General features: G+C 64.5%; 19 protein-coding genes. 5 read left to right on the top strand and 14 right to left on the bottom strand.

The genetic code is table 11. The features are described from left to right. Positions 1 to 89: 89 nt before the first annotated feature. The 3 genes from V5E97_RS34995 to V5E97_RS34985 all read left to right on the top strand — a co-directional run bounded on the left by V5E97_RS34995 (position 90) and on the right by V5E97_RS34985 (position 4,213). Entirely contained in the window at positions 90 to 1,940 is a 1,851-nt protein-coding gene (locus V5E97_RS34995) for a GDSL-type esterase/lipase family protein (protein WP_406696165.1), read from the top strand. 113 nt (positions 1,941 to 2,053) lie between these two features. Beyond that, on the top strand, positions 2,054 to 2,341 hold the full coding sequence (locus V5E97_RS34990; protein WP_406696164.1) for a hypothetical protein: 288 nt from the start codon (positions 2,054 to 2,056) through the stop codon (positions 2,339 to 2,341). A gap of 117 nt (positions 2,342 to 2,458) precedes the next feature. Then, complete coding sequence (locus V5E97_RS34985) at positions 2,459 to 4,213, top strand: patatin-like phospholipase family protein (RefSeq protein WP_406696163.1); 1,755 nt, start codon at positions 2,459 to 2,461, stop codon at positions 4,211 to 4,213. 525 nt (positions 4,214 to 4,738) lie between these two features. Here the strand turns inward: V5E97_RS34985 and V5E97_RS34980 are convergent. The 14 genes from V5E97_RS34980 to V5E97_RS34915 form a co-directional block, all read right to left on the bottom strand. Next, the gene (locus tag V5E97_RS34980) at positions 4,739 to 5,899 is read right to left on the bottom strand and encodes a tetratricopeptide repeat protein (RefSeq protein ID WP_406696162.1); all 1,161 of its coding nucleotides are present in this window, start codon (positions 5,897 to 5,899) and stop codon (positions 4,739 to 4,741) included. Between the two features lie 23 nt (positions 5,900 to 5,922). Further along, positions 5,923 to 6,483 (bottom strand): hypothetical protein, encoded by a 561-nt coding sequence (locus V5E97_RS34975; RefSeq protein ID WP_406696161.1) that lies wholly within the window; start codon positions 6,481 to 6,483, stop codon positions 5,923 to 5,925. Positions 6,484 to 7,021: 538 nt separating this feature from the next. After that, positions 7,022 to 7,978 carry a YybH family protein gene (locus V5E97_RS34970; protein ID WP_406696160.1) on the bottom strand — a complete coding sequence of 319 codons (957 nt, stop codon included), beginning with the start codon at positions 7,976 to 7,978 and terminating at the stop codon, positions 7,022 to 7,024. 105 nt (positions 7,979 to 8,083) lie between these two features. Then, positions 8,084 to 11,293, bottom strand: coding sequence for an efflux RND transporter permease subunit (locus V5E97_RS34965; RefSeq protein WP_406696159.1), 3,210 nt, complete (start codon positions 11,291 to 11,293; stop codon positions 8,084 to 8,086). A 78-nt stretch (positions 11,294 to 11,371) separates the two neighbouring features. Continuing rightward, positions 11,372 to 12,790 (bottom strand): efflux RND transporter periplasmic adaptor subunit, encoded by a 1,419-nt coding sequence (locus tag V5E97_RS34960; RefSeq protein WP_406696158.1) that lies wholly within the window; start codon positions 12,788 to 12,790, stop codon positions 11,372 to 11,374. Positions 12,791 to 13,023: 233 nt separating this feature from the next. Then, entirely contained in the window at positions 13,024 to 13,623 is a 600-nt protein-coding gene (locus tag V5E97_RS34955) for a hypothetical protein (protein ID WP_406696157.1), read from the bottom strand. 113 nt (positions 13,624 to 13,736) lie between these two features. Further along, positions 13,737 to 16,256 carry a glycogen/starch/alpha-glucan phosphorylase gene (locus V5E97_RS34950; protein WP_406696156.1) on the bottom strand — a complete coding sequence of 840 codons (2,520 nt, stop codon included), beginning with the start codon at positions 16,254 to 16,256 and terminating at the stop codon, positions 13,737 to 13,739. Continuing rightward, positions 16,253 to 16,987 (bottom strand): LOG family protein, encoded by a 735-nt coding sequence (locus tag V5E97_RS34945; protein WP_406696155.1) that lies wholly within the window; start codon positions 16,985 to 16,987, stop codon positions 16,253 to 16,255. Before V5E97_RS34945 ends, V5E97_RS34950 begins: the two co-directional genes overlap by 4 nt. An 85-nt stretch (positions 16,988 to 17,072) precedes the next feature. After that, positions 17,073 to 17,981, bottom strand: coding sequence for a 2-deoxy-5-keto-D-gluconate 6-phosphate aldolase domain-containing protein (locus V5E97_RS34940; protein ID WP_406696154.1), 909 nt, complete (start codon positions 17,979 to 17,981; stop codon positions 17,073 to 17,075). Positions 17,982 to 18,119: 138 nt separating this feature from the next. Then, positions 18,120 to 20,237, bottom strand: a complete 2,118-nt coding sequence (glgX, locus tag V5E97_RS34935) for a glycogen debranching protein GlgX (protein ID WP_406701266.1) — start codon at positions 20,235 to 20,237, stop codon at positions 18,120 to 18,122. Positions 20,238 to 20,315: 78 nt separating this feature from the next. Further along, positions 20,316 to 20,915: a histidine phosphatase family protein gene (locus V5E97_RS34930; protein ID WP_406696153.1), complete on the bottom strand. Its 600-nt coding sequence runs from the start codon at positions 20,913 to 20,915 to the stop codon at positions 20,316 to 20,318. A gap of 69 nt (positions 20,916 to 20,984) precedes the next feature. Then, positions 20,985 to 23,441 carry a phosphoketolase family protein gene (locus tag V5E97_RS34925; RefSeq protein WP_406701265.1) on the bottom strand — a complete coding sequence of 819 codons (2,457 nt, stop codon included), beginning with the start codon at positions 23,439 to 23,441 and terminating at the stop codon, positions 20,985 to 20,987. 122 nt (positions 23,442 to 23,563) lie between these two features. Beyond that, the gene (locus V5E97_RS34920; RefSeq protein WP_406696152.1) at positions 23,564 to 23,854 is read right to left on the bottom strand and encodes a hypothetical protein; all 291 of its coding nucleotides are present in this window, start codon (positions 23,852 to 23,854) and stop codon (positions 23,564 to 23,566) included. Between the two features lie 229 nt (positions 23,855 to 24,083). After that, positions 24,084 to 24,773, bottom strand: a complete 690-nt coding sequence (locus V5E97_RS34915; RefSeq protein ID WP_406696151.1) for a hypothetical protein — start codon at positions 24,771 to 24,773, stop codon at positions 24,084 to 24,086. A gap of 974 nt (positions 24,774 to 25,747) precedes the next feature. Here V5E97_RS34915 and V5E97_RS34910 point away from each other — a divergent pair. Further along, a complete protein-coding gene (locus V5E97_RS34910; RefSeq protein WP_406696150.1) occupies positions 25,748 to 26,098 on the top strand; it encodes a lipocalin-like domain-containing protein in 351 nt (116 codons plus the stop codon). Positions 26,099 to 26,168: 70 nt separating this feature from the next. Next, entirely contained in the window at positions 26,169 to 26,333 is a 165-nt protein-coding gene (locus V5E97_RS34905; RefSeq protein WP_406696149.1) for a lipocalin-like domain-containing protein, read from the top strand. The last annotated feature ends 53 nt before the right edge of the window (positions 26,334 to 26,386 follow it).

Genomic DNA, 26,386 nt, shown 5'->3' with positions numbered 1-26,386 from the left:
GAAGTTCGCGGCTGTGATGGTGACATCGGCATCATGAACCGCATGCGGGTGTGACGGTCACCACCAACCGACCCATCGCGAGGCCTCCCATGCTCTGGATCGTGCGTTGGCTAGTCCTCTTCGGAGCACACGCGCAGGATGTCAGCGATCTCTCCGATCGCTTCGCGCCACCGGGCTGGCAAGGCAATCCCTGGGGCCCGGCGGCGACCCTTGCGCGGGCCGAGGGCCGGCTTCCCTCAATCGTGATGACCCCCGTAATGACGCGATGGGACCAGTGGGGGCGGGCAGTGCTCCGTGACGGCGACATCGTATTTCGGATGGGCGACGCGAGGATTCTCCATAACTTCTTCCCGTTCAGCCGATTCCTCGCCGGCGCGAGCGGCAGTCGGTTTTCCCACACCGGGATCGTCGCCATTGAGGACGGTGTGCCGGTCGTCTACGACTGCATCAAGTCGGGCGTCGGCCGGACACCGTTCGCCGTCTGGATCCTGGACAACGTCGGGGCGTTCGGCGTGAAGCGGATCAAGGTCGAGCGGCGCATGGTGATCCCCAGAGTGCTCGCCCATTGCCGGAGACTGTTCGAGCAGAAAGTGCCGTTCGACTACAGCTTTGACCTGGATGACTCTGCGCTCTACTGCCTGGAGATGACGGAGAAGGCCTTTCGCTCGCAGGGCCTGGCCCTGTCCGAGACGGTCCGACTCGGCGATATGGAGAACGCCACCCGATATCCTATCTGCATCTCCCTATTCGTGTCGCTCTCAAGGCTCATGCTCGAGAAACCGCTCACCCTGGAGCAGGCCGTCTACTTGCCCGGCAACGGGCGACACGGTATGTGGGCGTCACCGCTCCTGGAGCCGGTCTATCCTCCACCGGCCGAGCGCGTCATCGAGCACGTCCCTCGCCAGGACAGCCGATTCAGCCTGGAGGGAGACCTCGCAATCGTGGCGGGCATCGTGCACGAATTCCGGACGAGTGACAAGCTACGATCGCAACGAGAGGCGTGGTTCGGCCTTGGTTCACTCGTAGCTAGCGGCGGGGTCGACTCCGCCTCCCGCTCAACCGCCTCTGCCGTCAACCGCCGCGGCATCGGGGTCCTGGGGGATAGCTACTCCGACGAGTACCAGTTCACCTTGCCCGATCGGAGGACGGCCCGGAACTGGGTCGAGATCCTCTCCCTGACCCGCGGCCTCGACTTCGGCCGCTTCAGCGCGTCCGGTTGGGGCTCGCCGCGCGATCGGGGATTCGAATACAACTGGGCCCGCACGGGCGCGACGACCGGAGACATGATCGCCACCGGCCAGCAAACGGGGCTGGCCGCACAGGTCGCCCGGGGAGACGTGGGCACGGTCTTCGTCTTCATCGGCGGCAACGACTTTATCGACGCGATGTCCAAGTCCGACCCGAAGGCTGGGCTCCAGGAGGCGCTACCCCGGGCCCTGGCCAACTACCGACTCGCGGTCGGCACCATCCGGGCCGCCGACCCGGAGGTCCGGCTCGTGCTGGCGACGGTCCCCGACATCCGCCACCTGCCGGAGTTCGACGGGCCGCTCCAGGAAGGGCGCCTCCCGGTCCGCCTGGCTGACGACTGCACGGCCGCCATGGGGAAGTATAACGCCCAGATCCGGGCCTTGGCCGCCGGCGACCGGAAGATCGCGCTGCTCGACCTGGACCTGGTTGCGCGGCTCGCTGCCCTGGAGAGTCGCGACCACGCCGTCGTGGCGGGGAGGAGGCTGGATCGAATCCGGCCCGGCAACTCCTCGGATCGCTTCTTCCTCGCGGACCTCCGACGCCCGGGGACCCTGGCACAAGCCGAGCTGGCCCGGAAATTCATACAAACGGTCAATGCTCGATTCGGCGCCGCGATCGATCCGCTCCGCGACGCCGAGATCCTCCGCCTAGTCGACGATTCCCTGGCGAGGCGGACTAGTTCGTCGCCCTGATCCGGATTTCCCAGATGAACCCCAGGGTGTGGCACAGGACTTGCGCCAACCCCTCCCCTGGTTTCCCAGGGTTTTCGCTCGATTCCTGCGGTCAGGACAGGGGCTCCCGAGGGGTGACTGCCCAACCAGGGCGCTCCGACCTGGGGCCGGCCGAGGCCACAGCCTCGTGTCGCTCCTCCGTCGGTTCCGCTTCAGCCGCCTGGCCGGGTACGAGGATCTCAACGATCGCTTATCGCTTGTTTGTCGATCCCGCGATTTGCACCATGGTGGGTGGGGCAGGGGAGCATGCCTCCGCCTCGACCAGTGAGATCGGCCGGTTCGAAACCGAGAAGCTGACGCTCCGCGAGAGCCTGAACCTGCTGGTAGACCTCTACGGCCAGTGGGTCGACCGCACGTACTGACAGGGTATTCCTATGAATCTCGATCAGCAGCGGCTCTGCGTCGAACTCCAACGTCTGGACTGGGCTCGCCAACTCAAGGAGGAGGTGATCCAGGAGATTGCCGCCACGGCCGAATTGATGGAGTTCCAACCGGGGCAAGTCGTCATCGAATTGGATTCGGAGATCAACCATGTTTACTTCGTCGTCACCGGACGAATCGCATGTGGGCTCTTCGACCGAATTGGCAAAGTGATCAATCACGATATCTTCGGTCGCGGATCGGTTGTGGGACTGTTCTCCGTGCTGTTGCCCGATCGATCGCATCTCCAGGTCGAAACCCTCGAGCCAACCACCGTGGTTCGGCTGACATTGGACGAGTTACTTCACCTGACGTCCAAGTATCGTGAGTTCCAGCTCACGATGTTTCGGATCGCCGCCAATATCGTGAAGCAGTTGGTGACAGTCGACCGTGACCTTCCCAAGCCGGCGGTGGTCGGAGTCGTTCATCACTCCAGCGCAAGCCGCTCATTGACGAGCCGCTTGGCAGGAAGGCTGCGGCAGCTTGGCGAGTCCCCCTGCGTGGCAGGTGACGACGAACGTTGGAAATCGGAGGAGGGTATCCCGTACAGGCTGCTTTACGAGAATGGCGTGTTTGTGGGACGCGACGAGGTGAGAGAACTCCTGAAGAATTGGGCCTCCTACGGCCGTCTCTTCGTCGATCTTCGAGCGGACCATTCCTCTGAGGATCTCACTCGAGTGATGAGTTACTCGGATATCGTGCTTTGGTGCATCCAGCCGCAAGATGCCGCGGCCGCAGTGCAGAGGTTGAAAACACTGGAGAGTTCCGCGCCTCGCTTGCGTGAAAAGGTTCGCATCGTGTGGATCCTGGAACATGTCGCGCCGGCGCCACCGTATGTCCCGGAACTCGATAAGTTGGCAGCCCGCGACTTCAAGACATACTCCGGCGAGCCGAAGCCGAATCAGGGAAAGCTGCTGCAACAGGGCATCGAACGCATCGTCCATCACTTGCGCGGCGTGCAGATCGGCATGGCACTGGGCGGGGGAGCCGCGCGCGGAATGGCCCATCTGGGCGTGCTCAAATCCTTGGAGCAGAATGGGATCTACGTCGACATGCTGGCCGGAACCAGTGCTGGGGCAATGACGGGTACCATCTACGCCTCAGGGATGGATCCAGAATACACTGCCCAGTGCTTCAAGCGGGATTTGCTGCCACCGTGGTTCTTCCGGCAGCTCCCCGCCGGCGGATATTGGTATCTGCTCCACAAATATCGTCGCCATAAATTCGATCCGATGCTACGAAAGCACTTGGATAATCTCCATATGGAGCAATTGGTTATTCCTATGATCACAATATCCGTCGATCTCGTTGATGGGGTTCCTCTCATGCGAGACACCGGCGATGCAACCCACAATATCTTGGAGAGCATCAATTTGCCGCCTCTTTCGCTTCCGATCATTCGGTCCGACCAAGCGCTCATTGATGGCGGCTTGCTCAACAACGTTCCTGCGAATGAATTGGTCGCCAGGGGCTGCAATTTTGTCATTGCATCGACGGTGACAGCGAAACTCGAGCGGGATTTTATGGGCATTCGTAGCAAGAAGAGCAGCGGAATGAGCAAGTATTTCTCGACGATTCAAGTGGTCATGCGGGCAAACATGATTCAGGGCTACAGCATGAACGAGGTAGGAGTCAAGCCGGCCGACTTCGTCATCGAGCCCGACGTCACTTCGTTTGACCTCTCCGAGTTCACCCGCGCCGATGAAATGGCTGCGATCGGAGAACAAGCGACTAACGAGTCGATCCATCGACTCAAAAGGATGCTCTCCAAACTCGACCCGAAACTGTTTGGGCCAAATCCCATTCAAGCATAAGCTTCCTCCACGGTGGCGGCTGCCTCGGCGGAGATCGTCCCGGGGGTGCGTCCATTGCCGTCGGGTGGCGTTGGCGGTGTTGACCGGCCTAGCAGTCCCCAAGGGCCACGCGCCATACGGCTTCGTCACGGTGCTCGACTTCGGCCTCGTTGAAGCCGTGGCAGCCGTGACACGAGACCGACCCTAGCCGGGGCAACCCGTTCCCGGCAAGCCGCTGTACAGAGCCCCTGAGCAAATCACCCGCGACTCATGCCCTTGTCGTGTCCCTCAACCGGCTCAGGGTCTGAGTCTACCCTCGGCTGGAACGGCACGCGTTGGTCCCACAGGTTCTTCAATTGGGCAGGATCCAGAAATTCCATTCGCGGGCCCATGCGATCGACCGTTGAGATGATCGATCCGCATAGCGCGCCAGCGATCGTTGCCGTACCGTGATCAGGACTTGGTCCTTCTTTTATCGTTTCCGTTGGTCGAATTCAGAGTCAGAAGCCGTCGGCTCGAAACGAACTCGGCCCCATGATGTCGTGATTAGTGGGTAAAGGTCAGCCCCGGGTCCCCCGACCCGGAACCGAACACGCGGAAGTTCCACTTGTCGTCGGCCTGCCACACGATGCGACCGGCCAGTGCTCCCCCTTCCCCCGATTGTGCAAATGTGAGCACATCGTCGCCCAGCGTCCACTTACCGGCAAGCTGTTGGGGCTTACCCTTGGAGTCCACCGTCCAGGTGAAAGCCCCGTCGTTCGCGACGTTTAGCCGGATGGTCGTGTCCTTGCTCGGTTGCGCGGTCCAGTTGCCGGGCAGTCTACCCGGCTTGACCGTTGTCTCCGCCGTCGGGGGCGGGGTCGGCGTGGCTGGCTCCGTGCCGGGTTTGGCGAATTGCTTCACGAGCTGCGCGGAGAGCGTGTCCTGGGGTGCCAGGGCCACAACCTCCTTGAGCTGGGCCACAGCCGCGTCCATGTGCCCCTGGGTCAGGTAGTGATAGGCCACGACGAATCGCCCGGCCGTCGAGGTCGGGTTGGCCTTGATATAGGTCTCTAGTGCGCGGAGCTGGGCGGTGTAGACGTCGGCGCTCGGGTAAAGTCCGATCATGGTCGTCCAATCCCAGCCGGGGCCGACGGCGAGGACCGCGTAGAGTGGACCCGCGGCGAGGTCGTATTTGCCCACCGCGAAGAGGACCAGGCCCCGAAACTCGTGAAGGGTGGCATCGTTCGGCAGCACCTTGAGAGCCTCGTCGGTCAGACGGAGGGCGCCAGCAAAGTCGCCGGAGCGGAACGCCACGCGGGCCGATTCGAAATTCGCCATGGCCGGGTCGGCGACGTCCGCGGGGGGCGGGGTCGATTGCGTATCGATGGGCTGGCTGTAGTCGTACGCGAGAGGAGGTACGCTGAGTGTCTGAGGCTCGCCGGCCACCATTTGCTCGATCACGATCGGCTGGGCCACCACCGCTTCGCCATAGTAGGGGTTCGAGTAGCCGCCGCTGTAGCCCCAATTGTAGAACGACGAGCCGAGAGCCCATGCCGACAGGCCGACCGCGGTCCCGGCGGCGAACCGGCCCCAGCCCCAGTTGTTGGTATTATGGTATCCGTGCCAGTAACCGTTGGCCCATCCCTGATGGTTTCCCCAGTACGCTCCTCGCCAGTTGTTGTAAGCCGGTGGGCCAACACCGTAGCCCGGGTCTACGCCTCCCACGTTTCCAATGTTTCCTACGCTTGCTACGTTCGCAACGTTTGCCACATTCCCGACGCCTCCAACGCCTCCAACGCCTCCAACGCCTCCAACACCTCCGACGCCTCCAACGGCTCCAACACCTCCAACACCTCCGACGCCTCCGGGGCGGCCGACTCCGCCGACTCCGCCGACTCCTCCGACGCCTCCAGGGCGGCCGACTCCGCCGGGGCCTCCGACCCCGCCGACACCTCCGGGGCGGCCGACTCCGCCGACACCTCCGACTCCTCCGGGGCGGCCGACTCCGCCGGGGCCTCCGACCCCGCCGACACCTCCGACTCCTCCGGGGCGGCCAACTCCGCCGGGGCCTCCGACCCCGCCGACACCTCCGACTCCTCCGGGGCGGCCAACTCCGCCGACGCCGCCGGGTCCTCCGACCCCGCCGATGGGCGGACGGTTACCGAGACCGAGTGAGCCAGAAGGGCCTCCGACTCCTCCGGGGCGGCCACCTCCGCCGACGCCTCCGGGGCCGCCAACCCCGCCGACGCCTCCGGGGCGACCGGCTCCCCCGACGCCTCCAACGCCACCAGGTCGACCGGCTCCTCCAACGCCTACAGGTCGGCCGGCTCCTCCGACGCCTCCAGGGCCGCCAACCCCACCGATGGGCGGACGATTACCGGAACCGAGTGCACCGGAAGGGCTCCCGGGCCGACCTGCGCCGGGACGCCCGGCGGAATTCCCAGGACGTCCACCCCCTAACGACGGTCCCGAGGGGCGTGTCGCCGGGCGCCCGACTCCAGCTCCGCCCCCACCCGATGGCCGCTGCGCAGGCCGGGGGCTGCTGACCGCGGGGCTGTGAGAGAAGCCCCCACCAGGCCGTGCGCCACCACCGAAGCCTCCGCCGCCTCCCCCACCGCGCATGGCGCCTCCCCCGCCGCCGCGCATACCGCCTCCCCCGCCACCGCGCATGCCGCCACCGCCTCCGCCGCCACGTCCCCCGCGAAAGGCGAAGGCCGACGGGAGAACGCATGCGAGCGCCAACGAAACGATCAGAAGTCCTCTGCCGAGTCGGGGTGCCATTGCTCTCCTCCTGGGATTCTCGCTCATCGTCTTGGGACCGGGGAGTGCCGACCGCCCGTGACGAATTCAGTCGCCTGGAAGGGGGGCACGACGAACCACTTCGAACCGGTCGGTGTTGGGGATGGCCACTCCGCCGACGGTCCGGTCGAACACCTCCCAGCGCAGCTGGTCCTTGCCCAGGACGGTGATCACGTTGGTGAACGAGACCGACTGTCCGTCTGATCGGACGCCCGAACCCTTGATGACCCAGCGGTCGTCGTCACGAGCCAACAACCCCTCGGCGAATCCACCGTTGTCATCGAAGACCCACATCCGGAATTGCTTTTGCTGCTCGTCCCAGCCGATGCGCTGGGTGCCCCTCAGGGCGATACGGCCCTCGATCTTCACGTCGAACTCGCGGAGTAGAAAGTTCCCCTCATCCGCCCATTTGCATTGGGTGTAGACAATCTCGTTATCGCTCTCGTTGACCCATTCGCCGAGCATCCATTCGAGTTCGGTGAGCCGCTCGTGCGGTGAGACCTCGTCTGGCGGCTCGTCGCGGATCCGCGAGTGGAACCAGCGGCCGTCCTGTCTGGCGTAGATGACGCTGTACCGGTTCGAACTGAGCGTGTCGTCCGGCTCGCCCGTGAGCGTCGCTGTGCCCTCCTCGATCGCGAGGTCCGTCCCCAGGAAGCGGAGCGACTCGGTATTCACGGAAAGCGTGACGCGCTTGCCCTCGCCGAACGTGCTCGAGAAGCGCTCGACGATGGCATCGCGTCCCGACGTGATCTCGCCGTCGTCGTCCTCGATCTCGGCGTCCGGTAGGAACAGGTTCCCGAGCGCCTTGGCGTCCCTGGCGTTGTAGGCCTTGACGAAGGCAGCAAGCAGCTCAGTGATGGCCTGGGCGTCGGCCTCCCTCTCCTTGGACGCCGCGGTCGGGCCGGCGGCCGGTGCCGGCTCCTGCACTGGCCGGTCTTGGGCCACGACCAGCCCCAGCGTTGCGGAGAGTGCAAGGCCCCCCAGGAATGTCGCAGAGACTCGCATGGTTGATGACTCCAGCGGATCCGTCAGCGATGTTGCCGACGTATAAGCCTGATCGTGACAAGTTACAGGATTGAGGATGACCACTGCCCACGGGATTACCCGCTGTTATTTGGCGATATCACCCCCCGCCTCCGCCCCGACGGGCTCGGAGGACTTGGACTCATGAACCTGTCCGTTATCATCAGATGGCGTGGCCGGAATCGATTGAGCCGGGAGGCTGCTTGCTCCGCGGAGCCGCTCGCCCAGGACGTAATAGATCGGGATGACGAAACGGCCGAGGACCGTGCTGATCGCAATGCCGAAGGCGATCGTCACACCCAGCGAGTTGCGGCTGTAAGCCCCGGCGCCAGTGGCCCGGGCCATCGGCAGGACGCCGAAGACGAAGGCGAACGAGGTCATCAGGATCGGTCGGAGCCGCTGGCGAGACGCCTCCTTGGCCGACTCGATGATGCTCATCCCGTGCTTCTCCATCAGCTCGACGCCGAACTCGACGATCAAGATCGCGTTCTTCGTCTCGAGGCCAATCAGCATCACGAGGCCGATCTGACCGAAGACGTCGAGCGGCATGTCGTAGAGCCAGAGGCCGATCATCGCCCCGAAGGTTGCCAGAGGGACCGTCAGGATGATGACCAGCGGCCGAATCCAGCTCTCGTAGAGGGCTGCCATGAAGAGGAAGACACAGACGATCGACAAGGCGAAGATATAGAGCGCCAGGTTTCCCGTCTTCTGTTCCTGATATGTTGTACCAGTCCACTCATAGTCGAACCCCTCCGGCAAGACCTCGGCGGCCACCTCCTGCATAGCGGTGATCGCCTGGCCCGAGCTGAATCCCGCGGCTGGCTGACCGGTGATCCGTGCCGCGTTATACATGTTATAGTGCGGCGCATCGATCGGCCCGAGTGCGTACTTGACTTCGCCCAAGGCGCTGAGCGGCACCTTGTCCCCTTTGCGGTTAAGGACATAGAGGCGGGCAACATCCTCGGGGCGCTGGCGATCTCGACTCTCGGCCTGGACCATGACCTTCCAGGTCTTTCCGTAGAGGTTGAAATCGTTGACGTAGTAAGACCCCAGGTTGGTCTGGAGGACGCTGAAGATGTCGGAGACGGGAACGTCGAGGCGACGGGCCTTGATCCGGTCCACGTCGAACCGGAGTTGCGGGACCTTCGCCGAGAACGTGGTGAAGATTCCGGCGAGTTCGGGGCGGGCGCGGGCCGCGTCCAGGAACCGATCTGAGACGGACGCCAGCGCCTCGATCCCCTTGCCTTCGCGGTCCTCGATCATGAAGTCGAATCCGCCGGTGGAGCTCAGGCCCTGGATCGGCGGCGGCTGGAGGACCATCACGCTCGCCTCGAGGATCTGCTCCGACATCTTGCGTTGGAGTTCTCTCGCCAGGGAGACGGCCCGCAACTCCGGGGCGGTCCGATGGTGCCATTCCTCGAGGATGACGAACGCCGTGGCGGTATTGGTCTGGTTGATCGCGTTGATGGCGTTGTAGCCGTCGAGGATCAAAACGTCCCGGACGCCGTGGAGTTCTCCGGCGACCTGGCTGACGCGTTGGGCGGCTCGGCTGGTGGGTTCACGGGTCGTGCCATCGGGCGTCTGCACGACGACGATCAGGTAGCCCTGGTCCTCGGTCGGGATAAACGCCTTGGGACGCTCGAAAATCATCCAGCCGGTCAGGGCCAGCAGACCGAGCGAGGGCAGAACGATCGCCCACCAGTGACGGACGCCGAAGTCGAGGAACGAGTCGTAGGAATTCTCCACCCATTTTAGGCCGCGGTTGAACCAACGAAACGGCGGGAACTTCGTCTCGCCGTGCTTGGGCCGCAGGACCAGCCGGGCGATCGCCGGGGTGAAGGTCAGGGAGTTGAACGCCGAGAAGAGGAACGAGAAGACGATCGTCATGGCGAACTGGTTGTAAAGCCGCCCCGTGAGGCCGGGGATAAACGCAACCGGCACGAACACGGCCGCCAGGACCAGGCCGATCGTGACGATCGGCGCCGTGATCTCGGCCATCGCCGCCCGAGTCGCCTCCAGTGTGCCCATCCCCCGCTCGAGGAACTTCTCAATGTTTTCGACGACGATGATCGCGTCGTCGACGACCAGGCCGATCGCCAGGACCAGGCCGCACATCGTCAGTGTGTTGATCGAGAACCCGAAGGCGGCCATCATCGCGAACGTGGCGACGAGCGAAACGGGGATCGCGATCATGGGGATGGCCGTGGCCCGGAACCCCTGCAAGAACACGAACACGACGATGAGCACCAGCAAGAACGCCTCCAGGAGCGTGTGCCAGACCTCGGTGATGTTCTCGCGGACGTAGAGGGTCGTGTCGTAGGCGATCCGGTATTCCAGGCCCTCCGGGAAGTTCCGGGCCACGCGGTCCATTTGCTGCCGCACCTGCTTGACGATCTCCAGCGCGTTGGCGTCGGAGAGCTGGTAGATCGGGACCGTGCCGGCGGGCTTGCCGTTGAGCCAGCCGGCCGTCTCGTAATTCTCCGAGTCGAGCTGGACGCGGGCGACGTCGGAGAGGTGCACGATCGAGCCATCGTCATTGCGACGGACGACGATCTGCTCGAACTCGTCGACCCTCGACAGCCGCCCCTTGGACGTGATCGGGTACTCGAACCGCTGGCCTGGCATCGCCGGCGAGGCGCCGATCTTGCCGGAGGCCGACTGCTTGTTCTCCTGCTCGATCGCCTGGATGACCTCGGCGGGCGCGATCCGCTGGTTGGCCATGCGGTCCGGGTCGAGCCAGATTCTCATGGCATACTTACGGCCGAACGGATTCACGTCACTGACGCCCGGTATTCGCTTGAGCGCATCGACAACATTAATTTGTGCATAATTATCGAGAAAGGTCGCGTCGTATCGGCTGTCGGGCGAGACGAGGTTGACGACGCAGACCATGTTGGTCGAGGTCTTCTTGATCGTGACTCCGTATTGCTTGACCTCGGGGGGGAGGCTCGTCTGGGCTGTGGCCACCTTATTCTGAATGTCGACGGCGGCGATGTCCTGGTCGTAGCCGACGTCGAACGAGGCGATGATGTTGGTGAGTCCGTTGGATGTGCTGTCCGAGCTGAAGTAGATCTGGCCCTTGACGCCGTTGATCTGCTGCTCGATCGGGGTCGTCACGGTGTCGGCGACGGTCTGGGCGTCGGCCCCGGTATAAGTGGTCGTCACCTGGACCTGCGGCGGGACGACGTCTGGGTAGAGCGAGATCGGCAGGATGAAGATGCAGATGCCGCCGACGAGCAGCATCAGCAGGGCCAGAACCGAAGCGAATATGGGGCGGCCGATGAAGAAGTTGACCATGGTGAGTCTCGCTCTTGGATTCCCGGTTCGGGTCGATGGAGGATGCCGAGTCGGGGCGTGCCCCGGTCGGCTCATGGATCAAGGCTTCGACTTCGCCACGTCAGCCGGGCGGTCTTTGCGCGATCCCGCCGGGCCGCCCGCTCCGGTGGTGCTCGCGCTGTCTGGCACCGCCGCCGAGGCTTCGGGGCCTCTCTCGGTCGCGAGAGAAGCTTGTCTGGTCTTGACTGTCATCCCGCTGCGGACCAACGTCAGCCCCTCGACGATCACCGCCTGGCCGGGCTGCAAGCCCGATTCGAGGACGCGGAGCCCCTCGTGGACGAAGGCCGCACGGACGAGGACGACCTTCACCTTGCCCTTTTCGTCGACCGTGTAAACCGTCGGGCCCGCCTGGGTCTCCACCACGGCCTGCTCGGGGACGACGATTGCGTCCTTGGCTTCGCCGACCTTGGCATTGATCTTCACGTATTCACCCGGCAGGATCGTCTTCTCCGCATTGGCGACCTCCGCCTGGAGCCGGAAAGTGGAGGTGGTTGGATTGATCGTGTTGTCGATGACCGTCGCCTTACCGGCGGCCCGGCGGGCCTCCTCCCCAACGAGCCCCGGTCGGAAGATCTCGATGGGGAGTCCCTGCGTGATCAGCCGAGCCACCCGATCGAGGTAGCGCGAGGCGATCAGGATGTCGACACCCATCGGGTCGAGCTGACGGACCACCGCGAGCTCGGTGTAATCACCTCCGCCCCCGCTAGACGCGGGGCCGACGAGGTTGCCCACTTTGACCTCGGCCAGCCCGATCCGGCCGTTGATCGGCGAGGACATTCGGCAGTAGCTCAGGTTGATGTCTGCGTCGTTGACCTGGGCCTTTGCCGCGTTTACGTCGGCCTGGGCGGAGCTGATGTTCGTCTCGTAGTCGGCCTTGGCCTGCTCCAGGGTGGCCTTATCTGCCTCGACTTGAGCCGCGTCCTTCTTGCGGAGCGCCTGCTTGCGCTGAACGTCCTCGGTTGATGAGGCATTGCGCTTGAACAACGATTGCTCGCGCCGCTCCTCGACCTCGGAGAGTTCGAGCATCGACTTGGCGAGCGCCAGTTGGGCCGTCGCGACCTCACGCGCCTTGGAGTCGCGCGCCTTCTGCAGGTTGGCCTCGGCCGCGTCCAACTTGGCACGGGCCTCCGCCAGCTTGGCCTTGAAGGGCTCTTCATCGATGACGAAGAGGAGTTGGCCGGCCTTGACGTCGCCCCCTTCCTCGAATTGGATCTCCTTGAGGAACCCGCGTACCCGGGCCCGGACGGAGACCTCTTGCAGGGCCCGCGTTGTCCCGATCGGCTCGGCCATGATGGGGACGGTCATCCGGCGGGCTTGGACGACCGAGACCACCGGGGGCGGCGGCGTTCGTGCCGCCTCAACTTTGGGGGAGCACCCCGAGATTGCGACCGGCGCAAGGGCGATCCCCAGAGCGATCCCTCCGAGCCCCCTCGACTCACTCAGCCTTGGCCAAGTCATGATACTTACTCCAGGAGAAGGTCGAGGCGGGCGGCACCGCCCGACGATTGGTCAGTCTCGCCGTGTTCCGAACGCGCCCGAGCCCGGTTGTTGGCGCCCGAAGGACTTTCCGGGAGCCGCTTTCAAACGGCAGGGATCTCGCCAAATGTGAAACAGAATCGGGTGTCGTCGTCAAGTAATCAGACCGGTCGGTCATGGAGTTCTACGGGCTTGGAAGTCCGGTCGACAGACCGTCAGATCGGGCCCAGAGGGCCGCGGGAAGAGGGGTCGATCGGGTCTCCCGCCTCAGGATAACGGCCGAGCTTGAGGCGAAGCAGTTCGTCGTAATCGTGCAGGGCCGCGGCCGTGAAATCCTCGTTGTTCAGGCCGACGGCTTGGTACGCTGCCACGGCTGCGGCGAAGGCGTTGCGCGCGGCGAGGTCGGCCGTGACCATGGCGAGACCGCCGACGGATTTCCGTGCCTCGGTCGTCTTGAGCTCCCGAGGCTCGCCCTGCTTGGATTCGGTCAGGTGCCAGGAGGAGGCGGCCGCGTGGGCTGCTTCCGAGGCGGCCGCCGCGGCCTTTTCCGCGCGGAGGGGTATGTCCGCCCCACGACGGCTTACGTCGAGCGCCTCGGCCACCGAATCCGAGCACGGCGCGGTCGAGCCGCTCGCGAACCCCTCGGCCATGTGGAGGGCGGCTTCGATGTCCTCCCGAAGCCTTTCCCTCCCGGGATGGCCATCGGGGAGTTCGGAGAGGGACTGGACCCTGCGCGCGCAGCGGGCCGAGAACGCAACGATCGCACGGAGGGGGAGCTGCTTGAGGTGCTCAGCTTGGAAATCCTGCTTGTTCATGGAAGCCTCAATGGGTCAGAGGGGCCGACACTCCAACGAAGCCTGACCACCGAGATCCGGTTGGCTCGGGGCGGAGAGGACTTAACCTCCTCGCCGGCGAGTCGCGTCGGCGGTCAGTCTACGGGACAAGGCTGGGCGCCCCAGATGTCGGCCGCGTACTCGCGGATCGTCCGATCGCTGGAGAACTTCCCGGAGTGGGCGATGTTGAGGATGGCCTTGCGTCCCCACCCGTCGCGGCCCGCATAAAGGTCGGAGACGCGCGATTGCGTTGCGGCGTAGGACGCCAGGTCGGCAAGGTGCATGTAGTAATCGCCGTGCGTGAGCAGGGCCTCCCGGATCGGCTCGAACAGTCCTGGCTCGACGCGGTTGAAATGTCCCGAGAAGATCAGGTCCAGGGCCTGCCGGGTCTCGTCCTCGTGCTCGTAGTGCCAGCGAGGGTCATACCATCCCCGCGAATCCGCGACCTGCTCGGCGGTGAGACCGAACAGGAAGACGTTCTCCTCGCCGGCCTCCTCGGCGATCTCGATCGTGGCGCCGTCGCGGGTGCCGACGGTCAGGGCGCCGTTCATCATGAATTTCATGTTGCTCGTGCCGCTGGCCTCGTAGCCCGCGGTCGAGATCTGCTCGGAGATGTCGCTCGCCGGGATCAGCCGCTCGGCGAGGGTGACCGAATAATTCGGCAGGTACTCAACCCGGAGCCTGCCGCGAACTTCCGGGTCATGATTGACCACGGCGCCGACGTCGTTGATGAGCTTGATGATGAGCTTGGCGAGCCGGTACGCCGGGGCCGCCTTGCCCGCGAAGAGGTACGTCCGGGGCGGAAGATCCAGGCCCGGGTTTGCACGCAGCCGGTTGTAGCTCACCACGATCTGGAGCACGTTGAGCAGTTGCCGCTTGTACTCGTGGATGCGCTTGATCTGGGTGTCGAAGATCGTGTCGGGGTCGAGCGCGATGCCCTCCCTGGCATTGATCCAGTCGACGAACCGCAGCTTGGCCGCCCGCTTGGCGGCCAGGAACGCCTCCCGGAATGTCGAGTCCTCGGCCAGCGGGACGACCTGCCTCAGCGTCGAAAGGTCCGTGACCCAGTCCTCGCCGACCGCTTCGGTCAGCAACTCCGCCAGGTCCGGGTTGGCGAGTAGTAGCCAGCGTCGAGGGGTGACGCCGTTGGTCTTGTTGCTGAATCGCTCGGGGAACATCGTCGCGAAATCGGCGACGGTCTTGGTCCTGAGCAATTCCGAGTGGATCGCCGCGACTCCGTTCGTGCTATGGGTCCCGACGATCGCCAGGTTCGCCATCCGGACCTGACGCGCCGGCCCCTCCTCGATCAGGCTCATCCGAGCGACTTTCGCCGCGTCGCCGGGATGACTCGCCTGGACCACGTCCAGGAAGCGGCGGTTAATTTCGTAGATGATCTCCAACTGCCGGGGGAGGAGGGCCTCGAACAGTTCGACCGGCCACTTCTCGAGGGCCTCCGGCAGCAGCGTATGGTTGGTGTACGCCAGGGTCCGGACCGTGAGGTCCCACGCCTCGTCCCACCCGAGTTGGGCCTGGTCGAGCAGGATGCGCATCAATTCGGCCACGGCCATCGCCGGGTGTGTGTCGTTCAGTTGGACGGCGACCTTGTCCGCCAGCGTCCGCCAGTCGTTGCCGCGGCGGAGGAACCGGGAGACGATGTCGGCCAGCGAGGAGGCGACGAGGAAGTACTCCTGGACGAATCGGAGCGAGCGTCCCCGGGGCGTCGAATCGTCCGGGTACAGGACGCGACTGACCGTCTCGGCGAGTGTCCGGTCCGACACCGCGGCGAAGAAGTCGCCGCTGCTGAATTCGCCGAAGTCGAAGACGTCCGGGGTCGAGGCCTGCCACAAGCGAAGGGTGTTGATCGTCCGGCCGCCGTAACCGACCACCGGCCGATCGTAGGGTACCCCGAGCAAGCTGGACGTTTGCCCTCGCTGCACCGTGATCAGGCCCGCGTGGACCTGGAACCGAGAGCCGAGCGGGACGGTCACCGTCTCGTTCGGGCGTGCGATCTCCCAGGGGTCGGGCCGGGCCAACCAATGGTCGGGGTGTTCAACCTGAGAGCCGTCGCGGATCTCCTGGCGAAAGATCCCGTAATCGTAGCGGAGGCCGTATCCGACGGCTGGGATCGCCAGCGTGGCCAGCGAATCGATGAAGCACGCCGCGAGTCGACCGAGTCCGCCGTTGCCGAGGCCGGCGTCCGGCTCCTGCTCGATCAATTCGGCGAGTCTCAGCCCCTTTTCCCGGGCGGCGGCGTCGACCAGGGGCGACAGCATCAGGTTCGTGATGTTGTTCACCAGCGACCGGCCGATCAGGAACTCCATCGAGAGGTAGTAGACCTGCTTGGGGTTGGCCCGGTCATACTCCTGCTGGGTCCGAACCCAGCGCTGGGAGAGCACGTCGCGGATCGCGGCGGCGACGGCCTCGAACTGCTCTCGGGGACCGGCCTCCCCAGGGGCGACGACGTGGTCGAAGACCAGCCTTCGTTCGTAGAGGGCGTCGTCCGTGCCGCTGAACGGTACGAACCCACACTCATATCGGGCAATGAGTTCGTCGAGGCGGCTGCCATCGGGGCCGACGGCCCGAGGGCTCCGGGAAGTGGCGGTGCGTTGCGTCACGATCTGGCCTCCTGGTTCACGTTCCAACGGCCGTGGTGCTCGCGAATGATGTCGAGGATTTCCGGTCCGGTTCGGCAGCAGATCGGAATGGCGAAGTCTTCGGGGCTCGCCAGCGGGCCATCGGGGCGGAGCATCGACCTCCGGGCCCACTCGATGAGCTCGGGCCACATGGCGCCGGCCAGGATGAGCGGCGTGTCGTGCAGCTTCCGCACCTGGAGCAGTTGCCAGATCATCATCGTCTCCAGCACCGTGCCTATCCCCCCCGGCACGACGACGAAGGCGTCGGAGACGAGCACGAAGTGGTGCAGCCGGGAGAAGAATGTGCGGTGCTCGAAGGCCTGGCCGACGAACGGGTTGACATCCTGCTCGAACGGCAAGTCGACCCGGATGCCGACGGAACCCCGATCGGGGTCCACACCTGCCCTACGGGCCCCCTCGTTGGCCGCCTGCATCAGGCCGGGCCCGCCGCCGGTGATGATGTCGCAGTCCAGGCGTGTCAACTCCTCGGCCAGGTCCCTGACGGTCGCGTAGGCCCAGTGGTCGGGATCGGTCCTGGCTGACCCGAAGACGGTGACGCGGTAGCGCAGCTGCCGCGTCGGCCGGAGCCGTGTGAGGTTGTTGACGACCTCCCACAAGCCGAGGACGGCCTCCGAGAGAACCCCGACCGCCGCCTCCTCGTCGCCGAGGCGGATGATTTCGGATGGCCCGGTGGGACCAGCATGCTCGTTCACGATTTCAAGCTCCCGATCGAGATTCTCCGGGGTGGCTGCGGGCCACGCGAGCGGGAGGTGCCTCCCGGTTCGGCCCCGCCGCCCCTCACTTCGCCGACTCAAAGAGATCCACCCACTCGCGGTAGGACGCGGCGATCTGAGCGACGGCATCCTCGCGCGTGATCCGATCGGCACGGTAGTCCACGAGCGGATTCCAGAACGTGGTTCGACCGACCGCAAAGCCGATGAACCCTGGCACCCCGGCGGCGGTCCTCAGCCAATGCCGCACTTTTTCGTCATCCTCCCCGCGGCCCAGGATGATGCAGCCGACCCGGTCGCGGCCGCCGCGGCGGGCCGCCTTGACGACCCGTTGGCAGTCCTCCGTCCGTTCGATGCCCTCGATCTTCCAAACGTCCGCCTCGACACCGGCGTCCTGCAGCTCGTGGATAGCCCGGACCATCAAGTCGGGGCGCAACTGCAGGTCGTACGCCTTCTTGTCGTTGCCGAGCCCTTGCAGTTGGGCCGGTAGCGGGGGCACGAGCAACTCGAACATGTACAACCTGCCGCTCTCGTGCAGGTAGTCGGACAACTGTTTCAGCCGTGCGGCTTGCCGCCGATTTGCTTCCGCGTCCCCCTCCGGGTTGTAGCGCACCAGCACCTTGCAAAAGGTCGGGGCGAATTCCTCGATGTGACGTGCGAAGTCTGAACCGTACTCGAAATCGAACTCGTCCTGGCCACTCTTCTCGGCGGGGCAGGCGGTGATGAATCCATTCGCCTGGGCGTCGCGCAGGATGCTCGCCCCGAATTGCTCATCCACAAGGATCCCGGCCCGCGCCTTCGGGACACCCTCCGCGACGGCCGATTTGAAGGCGTCGTAGATCACGTCCTTGATGGCGGCAATCTGCGCCGACTGATCCGGGGCGAGCGGCCCCTCCCATCCGAACATGGTTTTCGAGAACGTGGCCCGGTGGTCGAAGGGCAAGACGTAGAGGGGACTGTCGTATCCGATCGCCATGGTCACTCCCTCCCGGATATGTGGTGCGTACCTCCCGACTCCATGCTCTTTCCTCCCCGGTTCACGCATGGGCCGTTCGTGGCGGCTCGCGACTCGGGTCGGAATTTGCGTCGGTCCCGGAGGCGGGCTCTTGGGTGACTACAGGTCCCGAGTTGACGGGTTCGCGTCGGGCCGGGCGGCCGTGAAAAGCATCACGACCGAGCGGGACTCAACGCGGTAAGTGTCGCCCGGTACCGTCGGTGCGGCCTGCCATGGGGCAATGTCGTGCGGCGGTTCGAGGGCGGTGTCGATCCATCGCCGCCATGGTTGGCCATCGCCGAGGTTCGGCAACTCGAATTCGAGCGGCTCCCAGTACGCGTTCAGGATCAGGTGGAAATGGATCCCCTCGCTGCGGAGCTCCGCCCCCAGGGCGACGCTGTGGGAGCCGTCCCCCCAGTCGGGCGCATACTGCTTCACACCGTGCCAGGCTTTTTTGGCCTCCTGCAGCAGGGTGTTCAGGCTCACCCGCCGACGCTCATTCTCTACGTCGCGCAACAATCGCCTTGCGGCGAGCAAGCTCACGAAGCGGTGGACATCGGGGTGCTTCGCCAGGAGCGTCCAGTCGAACCAGGTGGTCTCGTCGTCGAGACAATAGGCGTTGTTGTTCCCGTGCTGGGTGCGCCGGACCTCGTCTCCCATGAGGATCATGGGCACACCCAGCGACATCATTGTGACCGCGAGAAAATTCTTGACCTGGCGGTTGCGCAAGGCCTCGACCGCGGGATCGTCGGTCGGGCCTTCGACGCCGCAGTTCCAGCTCCTGTTGTCATTGGCGCCGTCGCGGTTGTCCTCGCCGTTCTCCTGGTTGTGCTTTTGGTTGTAGGAGACGAGGTCGTTGAGCGTGAAGCCATCGTGACACGTCACGAAATTGACGCTCTGCTCGGCCTCGCGTCCTTCGCCACCGTAGATCTCAGGGCTCCCGACCATCCGGTCCGCCAGGCGTCGCACCGCTCCCGGTTCGCCGCGGAAGAAGTCGCGGACGTCGTCGCGGAATCGACCGTTCCACTCCTTCCAGGCGTCGCCGACGAAACTCCCGACCTGGTAGAGCCCGGCCGCATCCCAGGCCTCGGCGATGAGCTTCGTACCCGCCAGGGCCGGCTCCGACTCGATATCCCAGAGGACCGGCGGATTCGGCAGTGGCTGCCCCGCCGAGTCGCGGGCCAGGATCGACGCGAGGTCGAACCGAAAGCCGTCCACATGCATTTCCTCGACCCAGTAGCGCAGGCTGTCCACGATCATGCGGCGGACGATCGGGTGATTCCCGTTCAGTGTGTTGCCGCAGCCGGTGTAGTCGGCGTATCGCGCGCCCTCTTCTTCGAGGATGTAGTAGGTTGGGTTGTCGATTCCCCGGAAACTGAGCGTCGGCCCAGTGCGATCCCCCTCGGCGGTGTGATTGAAGACCACGTCGAGGATGACTTCGATGCCTGCCCTGTGCAGGGCCTTCACCAGGTCACGGAACTCATCCACCGGGCCGAGGGCATCGCGGCGCGAGCTATAAGCCGGATGCGGCGCGAAGAAGGAAACCGGCTGGTAACCCCAGTAATTGACCAGCCCCGGCGGGCAGGCCTGGGCGTCGAACGCGAACACCGGGAGCAACTCGACGGCGGTGATCCCGAGTTCCCGGAGATAGGGAATCTTCTCGACCAGTCCGGCGTAGGTGCCCCGGGCCTGCTCTCCGACACCAGAGCTCGGGTGCCGGGTGAATCCCCGGACGTGCATCTCGTAGATGATCGTACGCGAGGAGGGCCGGCTCAGCGGCAGGTCCCCCTCCCAGTCGTACTTGCTCGGGTCGACGACCACACCCTTCATCGCCGTCGCGGCGTTATCGCCCTCCCGTTTCGCCGCCTCGCAATCGTAGGTCGTCGGGATCACGACGCCGCGAGCGTACGGGTCGAGAAGGAGCTTCGCCGGATCGAACCGCAGTCCGCGGGCGGGATCTGAAGGTCCGTCGACCCGATACCCGTAGAGCTGGCCCGGCGACACGCCGGGCACGAATACGTGCCAGTAGTGGTAAGTTCGGTTCGTCGCCGGGTCCAGCCGGATCACGCGCGACGGGGTGGAGTCGCTCTCCCGGTCGAAGAATACGAGTTCGACGGCGGCGGCGGTCCGTGAGAACAGGCTGAAGTTGACTCCGCCCTCGACGACGGTGGCTCCCAGGGGGGAGCTTCGGCTGCTGGTCGCGGAGCTCTCCAGGGGGGGGCCTCGCCTGATTTGCATGGCAACCGTCACGTTGACGCCGCTCCTCTCTCCGGGACGACCTACTTTTTGATACGCCAAGGCCCTGATCGGGCCGACTCACTCCCGCGGTCGAGCGACTTGGTTCCAGAGGACGAGTATCGGCTCGTCCCGCGTTCCGTGCTCGTAGCCGAGGACGCCCACGCTGGCAGTCCGGCAGAAGAAAAACCGGCCTGCCCTCGGCGGCAGGCCGAGCCATCGGGCCGCGATCATCCGGATGATGTGCCCGCTCGAGAACGCCAGCGCGTCCCCGTCGAGGGACCGAATCCGGGAGATGAACCGATCCGCCCGGGTGGCGACGTCCTCCGGCGATTCGCCGTCGGGGCAGCCGTCGCGATACAATTCCCAGCCAGGTTGCTGCTTGAGGATGCCCTTGGTCAGGCTCCCTTCGTAGCGGCCGTAGTCCCACTCGACCAGATCCGGTTCGACCCTTGCGTTCGCCCCGAAGCCGGCCAGCTCACATGTCTTCGAGGCCCGAATCAAGGGACTCGTGAAGACGGACGTGAAGGTGAAGCGCTGCAGCCTCTTGCCGAGCTCGCGGGCGCGGTCCTCGCCGGATTGGTTCAACGGCAGGTCGGTGCGACCGGTGCGCTGGCGAGAGTCGGTCCAGGCCGTGTCGCCGTGGCGGGCGAGGAACAGTCGTGGCAGTTCGGATGGCATGGATGACTCCCAAGACGGCCTCTGATCGGGCGCGGGCATGCGCCCGATCGGAGCGGAGGACTCTCGCCGCTAGATGTTGTCCCCTTCGGTGGTGGTAGCGCCCGCCCCAGCCTGACCGTTCACTCCCCACCTCCAGCCGCTGATCGCCGGCATGTCATCGCCGTGCTGGGCGATGTACTCCTTGTGCTCGATCAGCTTCTCGTGGATCGCCTGCTTGAAATAGGCGGCCCGGGAACCGAGCTGCGGTAAGCGATCGATCACGTCCTCCACCAGGTGGAACCGGTCCAGGTCGTTGAGCACCACCATGTCGAACGGCGTCGTCGTCGTCCCCTCCTCCTTGTAGCCCCGGACGTGCAGATTCTTGTGGTTCGTCCGCCGATACGTCAGCCGGTGGATCAGCCACGGGTAGCCGTGGAAGGCGAAGATGATCGGCTTGTCTTTCGTGAACAGGGCGTCGAAGTCCGCGTCCGGGAGCCCATGCGGGTGCTCGCTGGAGGGTTGGAGCTTCATCAGATTGACGACGTTGACGACGCGGACCTTCAGCTCGGGAAGGTGCTTGCGCAGCAGCTCGACTGCCGCCAGCGTCTCGAGGGTCGGCACGTCGCCGCAGCAGGCCATCACCACGTCCGGCTCGGCCCCCTTGTCGTTGCTGGCCCACTCCCAGATGCCGAGGCCTTGGGTGCAGTGCTTGATGGCCTGTTCCATGGTCAGCCACTGGGGCGCGGGCTGTTTACCGGCCACGACGATGTTGACGTAGTTGCGGCTCCGCAAGCAGTGGTCGGTGACCGAGAGCAGGCAATTCGCGTCGGGCGGCAGGTAGACGCGGATCACCTCGGCCTTTTTGTTGACCGCGTGGTCGATGAAGCCGGGGTCCTGGTGGCTGAACCCGTTGTTGTCCTGGCGCCAGACGTGCGAGCTGAGGAAGTAGTTGAACGAGGCGATCGGCCGCCGCCAGGGGATCTGGTTGCAGACCTTGAGCCACTTGGCGTGCTGATTGAACATCGAGTCGATGATGTGGATGAACGCCTCGTAACAGGAGAAGAACCCGTGCCGCCCCGTCAGGAGGTAGCCCTCCAGCCAGCCCTGGCACTGGTGCTCGCTGAGTACCTCCATCACCCGGCCGTCCGGGCTGAGCCGATCGTCCTCCGGGTAGATCTCGGCCATGAAACAACGATTGGTCACCTCGAGCACGTCCTGCCAGCGGTTCGAGTTGTTCTCGTCCGGGCTGAACAGGCGGAAGTTGGAGCTCTCCAGGTTCTCTCTCATGACGTCCCGGAGGAACGTACCCATCACGCGGGCCGACTCGGCCATGGTCTTTCCGGGGCTGGAAACATCGACCGCGTAGTCGCGGAAGTCTGGCAGCCTCAGGTCCCTCAGCAGCAGGCCACCGTTGGCGTGCGGGTTGTCACTCATCCGGCGACGCCCAATCGGGGCCAGTTCGGCCAGCTCGGGGACGAACCGGCCCCGGTCGTCGAAAAGCTCCTCGGGCCGGTATTGCTTCATCCAATCCTCAAGGATGCGGATGTGCTCGGGCTTGTCCATGTCGCTCATCGGAACCTGGTGGCTCCGCCAGTAGTCCTCGCACTTCTTGCCGTCGATTTCCGCCGGGCACGTCCAGCCCTTCGGGGTGCGGAAGACGATCATCGGCCAGGCCGGTCGCCTCATGACCCCGTTCTGGCGGGCGTCGTCCCAGATCTGCCGGATCTCCGCCACGACCGCATCGAGCACCCCGGCGAGCTGCTGGTGGACGGCGTTCGTGTCGCTCCCCTCGACGAAGTAGGGCCGATAGCCCATCCCTTCGAAGAACTTCTGCAACTCGTCCTTCGGGATCCGGGCGAGGAAGCAGGGGTTGGCGATCTTGTAGCCGTTCAGGTGGAGGATCGGGAGCACGCAGCCGTCGCGGGCCGGGTTGAGGAACTTGTTCCCGTGCCAGCCGGTAGCGAGCGGGCCGGTCTCCGCCTCACCGTCGCCGACGACGCAGGCGACGATCAGGTTCGGGTTGTCGAACGCGGCGCCATAGGCATGGCTCAGGGCGTAGCCGAGCTCGCCCCCCTCGTGGATACTGCCTGGCGTCTCCGGGGCGACATGGCTGGGAATACCCCCCGGGAAGCTGAATTGCTTGAACAGCTTCTTCATCCCCTCGGTGTCCCGACTGACCTCCGGGTAGACCTCGCTATAGGTGCCTTCGAGGTAGGCGTGGGCGACCAGGGACGGGCCGCCGTGCCCCGGGCCGATGATGTAGATCATGTCCAGGTCGTCCCGCTTGATGACCCGGTTGAGGTGAGTGCAGAGCATGTTCAGGCCTGGCGACGTACCCCAGTGACCGAGCAGCCGCGGCTTGATGTGTTCCCGCCTCAACGGCTCTTTCAGGAGCGGGTTGTCGAGCAGGTAGATCTGTCCGATCGAGAGATAGTTGGCGGCCCGCCAGTAGGCGTCGAGCTTGCGGAGCTCGTCCGGCGAGAGCGGCGCCTCCTTGCCCTGGGCATCGCCCGAAGGGGTGGGTGCCTGGGGGGGGACCTCCGTCATCAGCGTCGTGTCCATCGATCGACTCCGTAAGAAGGATCGCTGCGATCGAACTGGTCGCCTCCGAGGTTCACGACGGCGGAACCACGAGGCGGTTGGCCGCTCGGGCGATCATGAGCTCCTCGTCAGTTGGTATGACCCGGACTCGGGTCGCGCTCGCTTCGGTCGAGATCAACAGTTCGCCGGCTGCGTTTCACCCCTCCGTCGAGGGCGATCCCGAGGAATTCGAGCCCCTCGCAAACGCAGCGGCGGACCTCGGGAGAGTTCTCGCCGATGCCGTCGGAGAAGACGAGCGAATCCAGCCCGCCCAGTACGGCGCTCAGGGCCCCGATCGCGGTCTTCACCCGGCAACAGAACAGGTCGACTGCCTTGGCCGCGCGGTGATCGAGCTCGCGACGGCCTAGGAGTTCTCGCATATCGGCGATCGTCTCCGAAACTCCCAGGAGCCCCGACTCCTGGTTGATCAAGCGTTGGAACTGGCCCTACGTCATCCCCTCGGCGTGGGCGAGGAAGGCGATGAGACCGAGATCGAGTTCGCCGCAGATGAGCCGCCCTTGATCGTCACGATGTAGGGCCGTCGCGACCAACTGGCGTGGAGCGGGGCCACCGTGGATCCGGGCGGGTGTGGCCGGACGCCTTCGTGACTCATGGGTTCAGGCCATGGCGTTCCGCGAACTCGCGACGCGTCTCCTCGCTGATGAAGTAATAGGTTGTCCCGTCGTGGTCGAGCGTGGCCGCGGCGAAATACTTCGGGAAGGTGATGCCTGCCACGGTATCGGAGACCATCACCCGCGCCTGGTGCTGCTTCGTCGAGCGCAACTCCAGCAAGGCATTCGCGAACTCGATGATACGGTCGTCGAGCCACTTTCCCACGACCGCTTCGTCGAACGCCTCGAGCGGCATCTCAAACTCGGAGTGCGAATTGAACCGGAAGAAGACCGGAACGATCTGGAGGTCGTAGGCGAGGCTGATCTGCCGCACGTCCGAGTCGTGGGTCAGCCTGAAGGCAACCTTGATGACCCCAGCCAGCTCGGACTTCACGTCGAGGGTGACCGATCGAGAGTAAGACTGCTCCGTCTGGTACTGAGCCGGGATGACGTCGAACTCGAGCCGCTCTCTCAACTGCTCCAGCTTCTCCCGCGCGATCGCGACGATCCGCTCGGCGATCGGGAGGAACTTCTGGAACCGCTCTTGTACTGCATGGCGCGCCGTTTCCGCCTCCGTCTGGAAGGTCTTAGCTCTCTCCTTGGCTTCCTCGACCACGGCATTGAGGCGGCTGGTGAGATCGCCCGTTTCCGAGCGGTTGGCGCGATCGTCTATGCTGGGTGCACTCATTTTTGTAGCTCCACCGGCGTCCCTCCGGCCCGATCGACCTGCGATACAGCGATGGCGAACAGGAACGATGATTCTGTCAGGAGGGACAAGGACGCCGAAAACGGCAACAGGTTATGAACGCCTCTTTTCCCCATTGGCGGGACGCCCATTCCAATAAGGAGTAGCACGAAATCAGAATGTTTTGATGACGCTTTCGGGCCAGGGCGTTTCAAGCCTTCGAGACTCGTTGGACGGGAGAGGTCGTAGCGTCAGTGGTATCCAGTAAGGATGTCGCCCGTTTCATCGACGAGAACCACGGCTGTCATCCCGGAGAGAGGCCGAGCGTGCATGGGATGCACAGTTGAAACCAGCCTGACCCGGTTCGGTGTACCCTCCGAAGGGCGGAGCCAAAAAAATGATCCCACACCACAACGAATGGCAAAGCGGCGCCACCCTAGCCAAATGTGAGTTCCCGCCGCGAGATCACGCTTCTCGTAAATCCATGGAATCCGTAAAGACTTAGATTGTCAATAGCCCAATATCATGGACCCTACGATATTTAGTGGCTAAGCAAAATGTTTTAGAATTCAATGCAATTCAAACATAGCATCCATCATCTGAAGAGCATGGCACGACCGGGAGGCGTTCGAGACCGGCCGCAGGCCACTGCCATTCGTTCCTAACTTGCCGCACCCGCTCAGGCCGGATCATCCGGCTCAGAGAGGCCGGCATCGCGTGAACGTTAGGGCAGCCGGCGTGCCCACCGCTCGGTTTCCCGGGTCAGAACCGGCTCTGCGGGACTTGCGTATGGTCAGCGGGCGGGGCACGGTGCTTTCCGCTGAAGTGTGAGCATCCCAGTTGCCCCCGGGCGCTTCGATATTGGCGGAGCGCCCTCCAGGCGCCGAGCTCGGTACATGGAAATGGGTCGAGCCCCTCAACTCACGCCGCTGGCTCGGTCGACTCGGGGTTGTGACCGTTGACAACGAGCTAATCACGTGGGATATCATCATGTCACAAATCAACATGACCCACGCGACGCGGGATACGTTTATCAACCGACCCGTGCGGTCACCGGCGACTTCCCGGCCGGGGTCGATGTTCAGACCGTCCAGCGGGCACTCGCGGACGCCGGATTCGGGGCCGATCAAGTGCATTTATTCCAGGGCGAGGCGGGGGCTGCCCAGCTCGTCTCCTACGAGGAGCGTCCGGTGGACGGTTCGGCGCTGTTCCACTCTCTGGGGGAAAACCCCATGGGTATCATCATGTACACACCTGACGGGCGCATGTCGGCCCCCCTTCGCGTCCGGGGACTGGTTCGACGGGACCGCCGAGGAGTACCGGGATGAGGCCTCGGGCTATATCGCCTACTCCGGCCCATTCCACGTCGACGAGGAGAAATAGACGCTCACCCACTCCATGTACGTGTCGCTGTTCCCGAACTGGGCTGGGCAGAATCAGCCACGCGTGGGCGGGGTCGAGGGAGACGTGCTCCATCTCAGCACGGCGACTTTCATCCGAAGCTCGGGCACGACGGTGACGTCCCATCTCCGGTGGAAACGAGCCGGCGCGGACGAGCCGTAATGACAGTGTCCGACGCCGAGCGACGGCGGCATCACCCCCGAAGCGTTCCTCGT

This window comes from Singulisphaera photorubra (genome assembly GCF_045290345.1).
Lineage (GTDB): Bacteria > Planctomycetota > Planctomycetia > Isosphaerales > Isosphaeraceae > Singulisphaera.
Note: the sequence above shows the minus strand (reverse complement) of the source record. Positions and strands in the feature narration are given on the sequence as shown.

What these genes read in the sequence shown, in the direction of transcription:
- glgX (WP_406701266.1), bottom strand. Translation starts at nt 20,237, where the DNA reads ATGCAAATCAGGCGAGGCCCCCCCCTGGAGAGCTCCGCGACCAGCAGC.
- V5E97_RS34905 (WP_406696149.1), top strand. Translation starts at nt 26,169, where the DNA reads ATGTACGTGTCGCTGTTCCCGAACTGGGCTGGGCAGAATCAGCCACGC.
- V5E97_RS34920 (WP_406696152.1), bottom strand. Translation starts at nt 23,854, where the DNA reads ATGCGAGAACTCCTAGGCCGTCGCGAGCTCGATCACCGCGCGGCCAAG.
- V5E97_RS34930 (WP_406696153.1), bottom strand. Translation starts at nt 20,915, where the DNA reads ATGCCATCCGAACTGCCACGACTGTTCCTCGCCCGCCACGGCGACACG.
- V5E97_RS34965 (WP_406696159.1), bottom strand. Translation starts at nt 11,293, where the DNA reads ATGGTCAACTTCTTCATCGGCCGCCCCATATTCGCTTCGGTTCTGGCC.
- V5E97_RS34955 (WP_406696157.1), bottom strand. Translation starts at nt 13,623, where the DNA reads ATGAACAAGCAGGATTTCCAAGCTGAGCACCTCAAGCAGCTCCCCCTC.
- V5E97_RS34995 (WP_406696165.1), top strand. Translation starts at nt 90, where the DNA reads ATGCTCTGGATCGTGCGTTGGCTAGTCCTCTTCGGAGCACACGCGCAG.
- V5E97_RS34985 (WP_406696163.1), top strand. Translation starts at nt 2,459, where the DNA reads ATGGAGTTCCAACCGGGGCAAGTCGTCATCGAATTGGATTCGGAGATC.
- V5E97_RS34960 (WP_406696158.1), bottom strand. Translation starts at nt 12,790, where the DNA reads ATGACTTGGCCAAGGCTGAGTGAGTCGAGGGGGCTCGGAGGGATCGCT.
- V5E97_RS34915 (WP_406696151.1), bottom strand. Translation starts at nt 24,773, where the DNA reads ATGAGTGCACCCAGCATAGACGATCGCGCCAACCGCTCGGAAACGGGC.
- V5E97_RS34970 (WP_406696160.1), bottom strand. Translation starts at nt 7,978, where the DNA reads ATGCGAGTCTCTGCGACATTCCTGGGGGGCCTTGCACTCTCCGCAACG.
- V5E97_RS34940 (WP_406696154.1), bottom strand. Translation starts at nt 17,981, where the DNA reads ATGGCGATCGGATACGACAGTCCCCTCTACGTCTTGCCCTTCGACCAC.
- V5E97_RS34925 (WP_406701265.1), bottom strand. Translation starts at nt 23,441, where the DNA reads ATGACGGAGGTCCCCCCCCAGGCACCCACCCCTTCGGGCGATGCCCAG.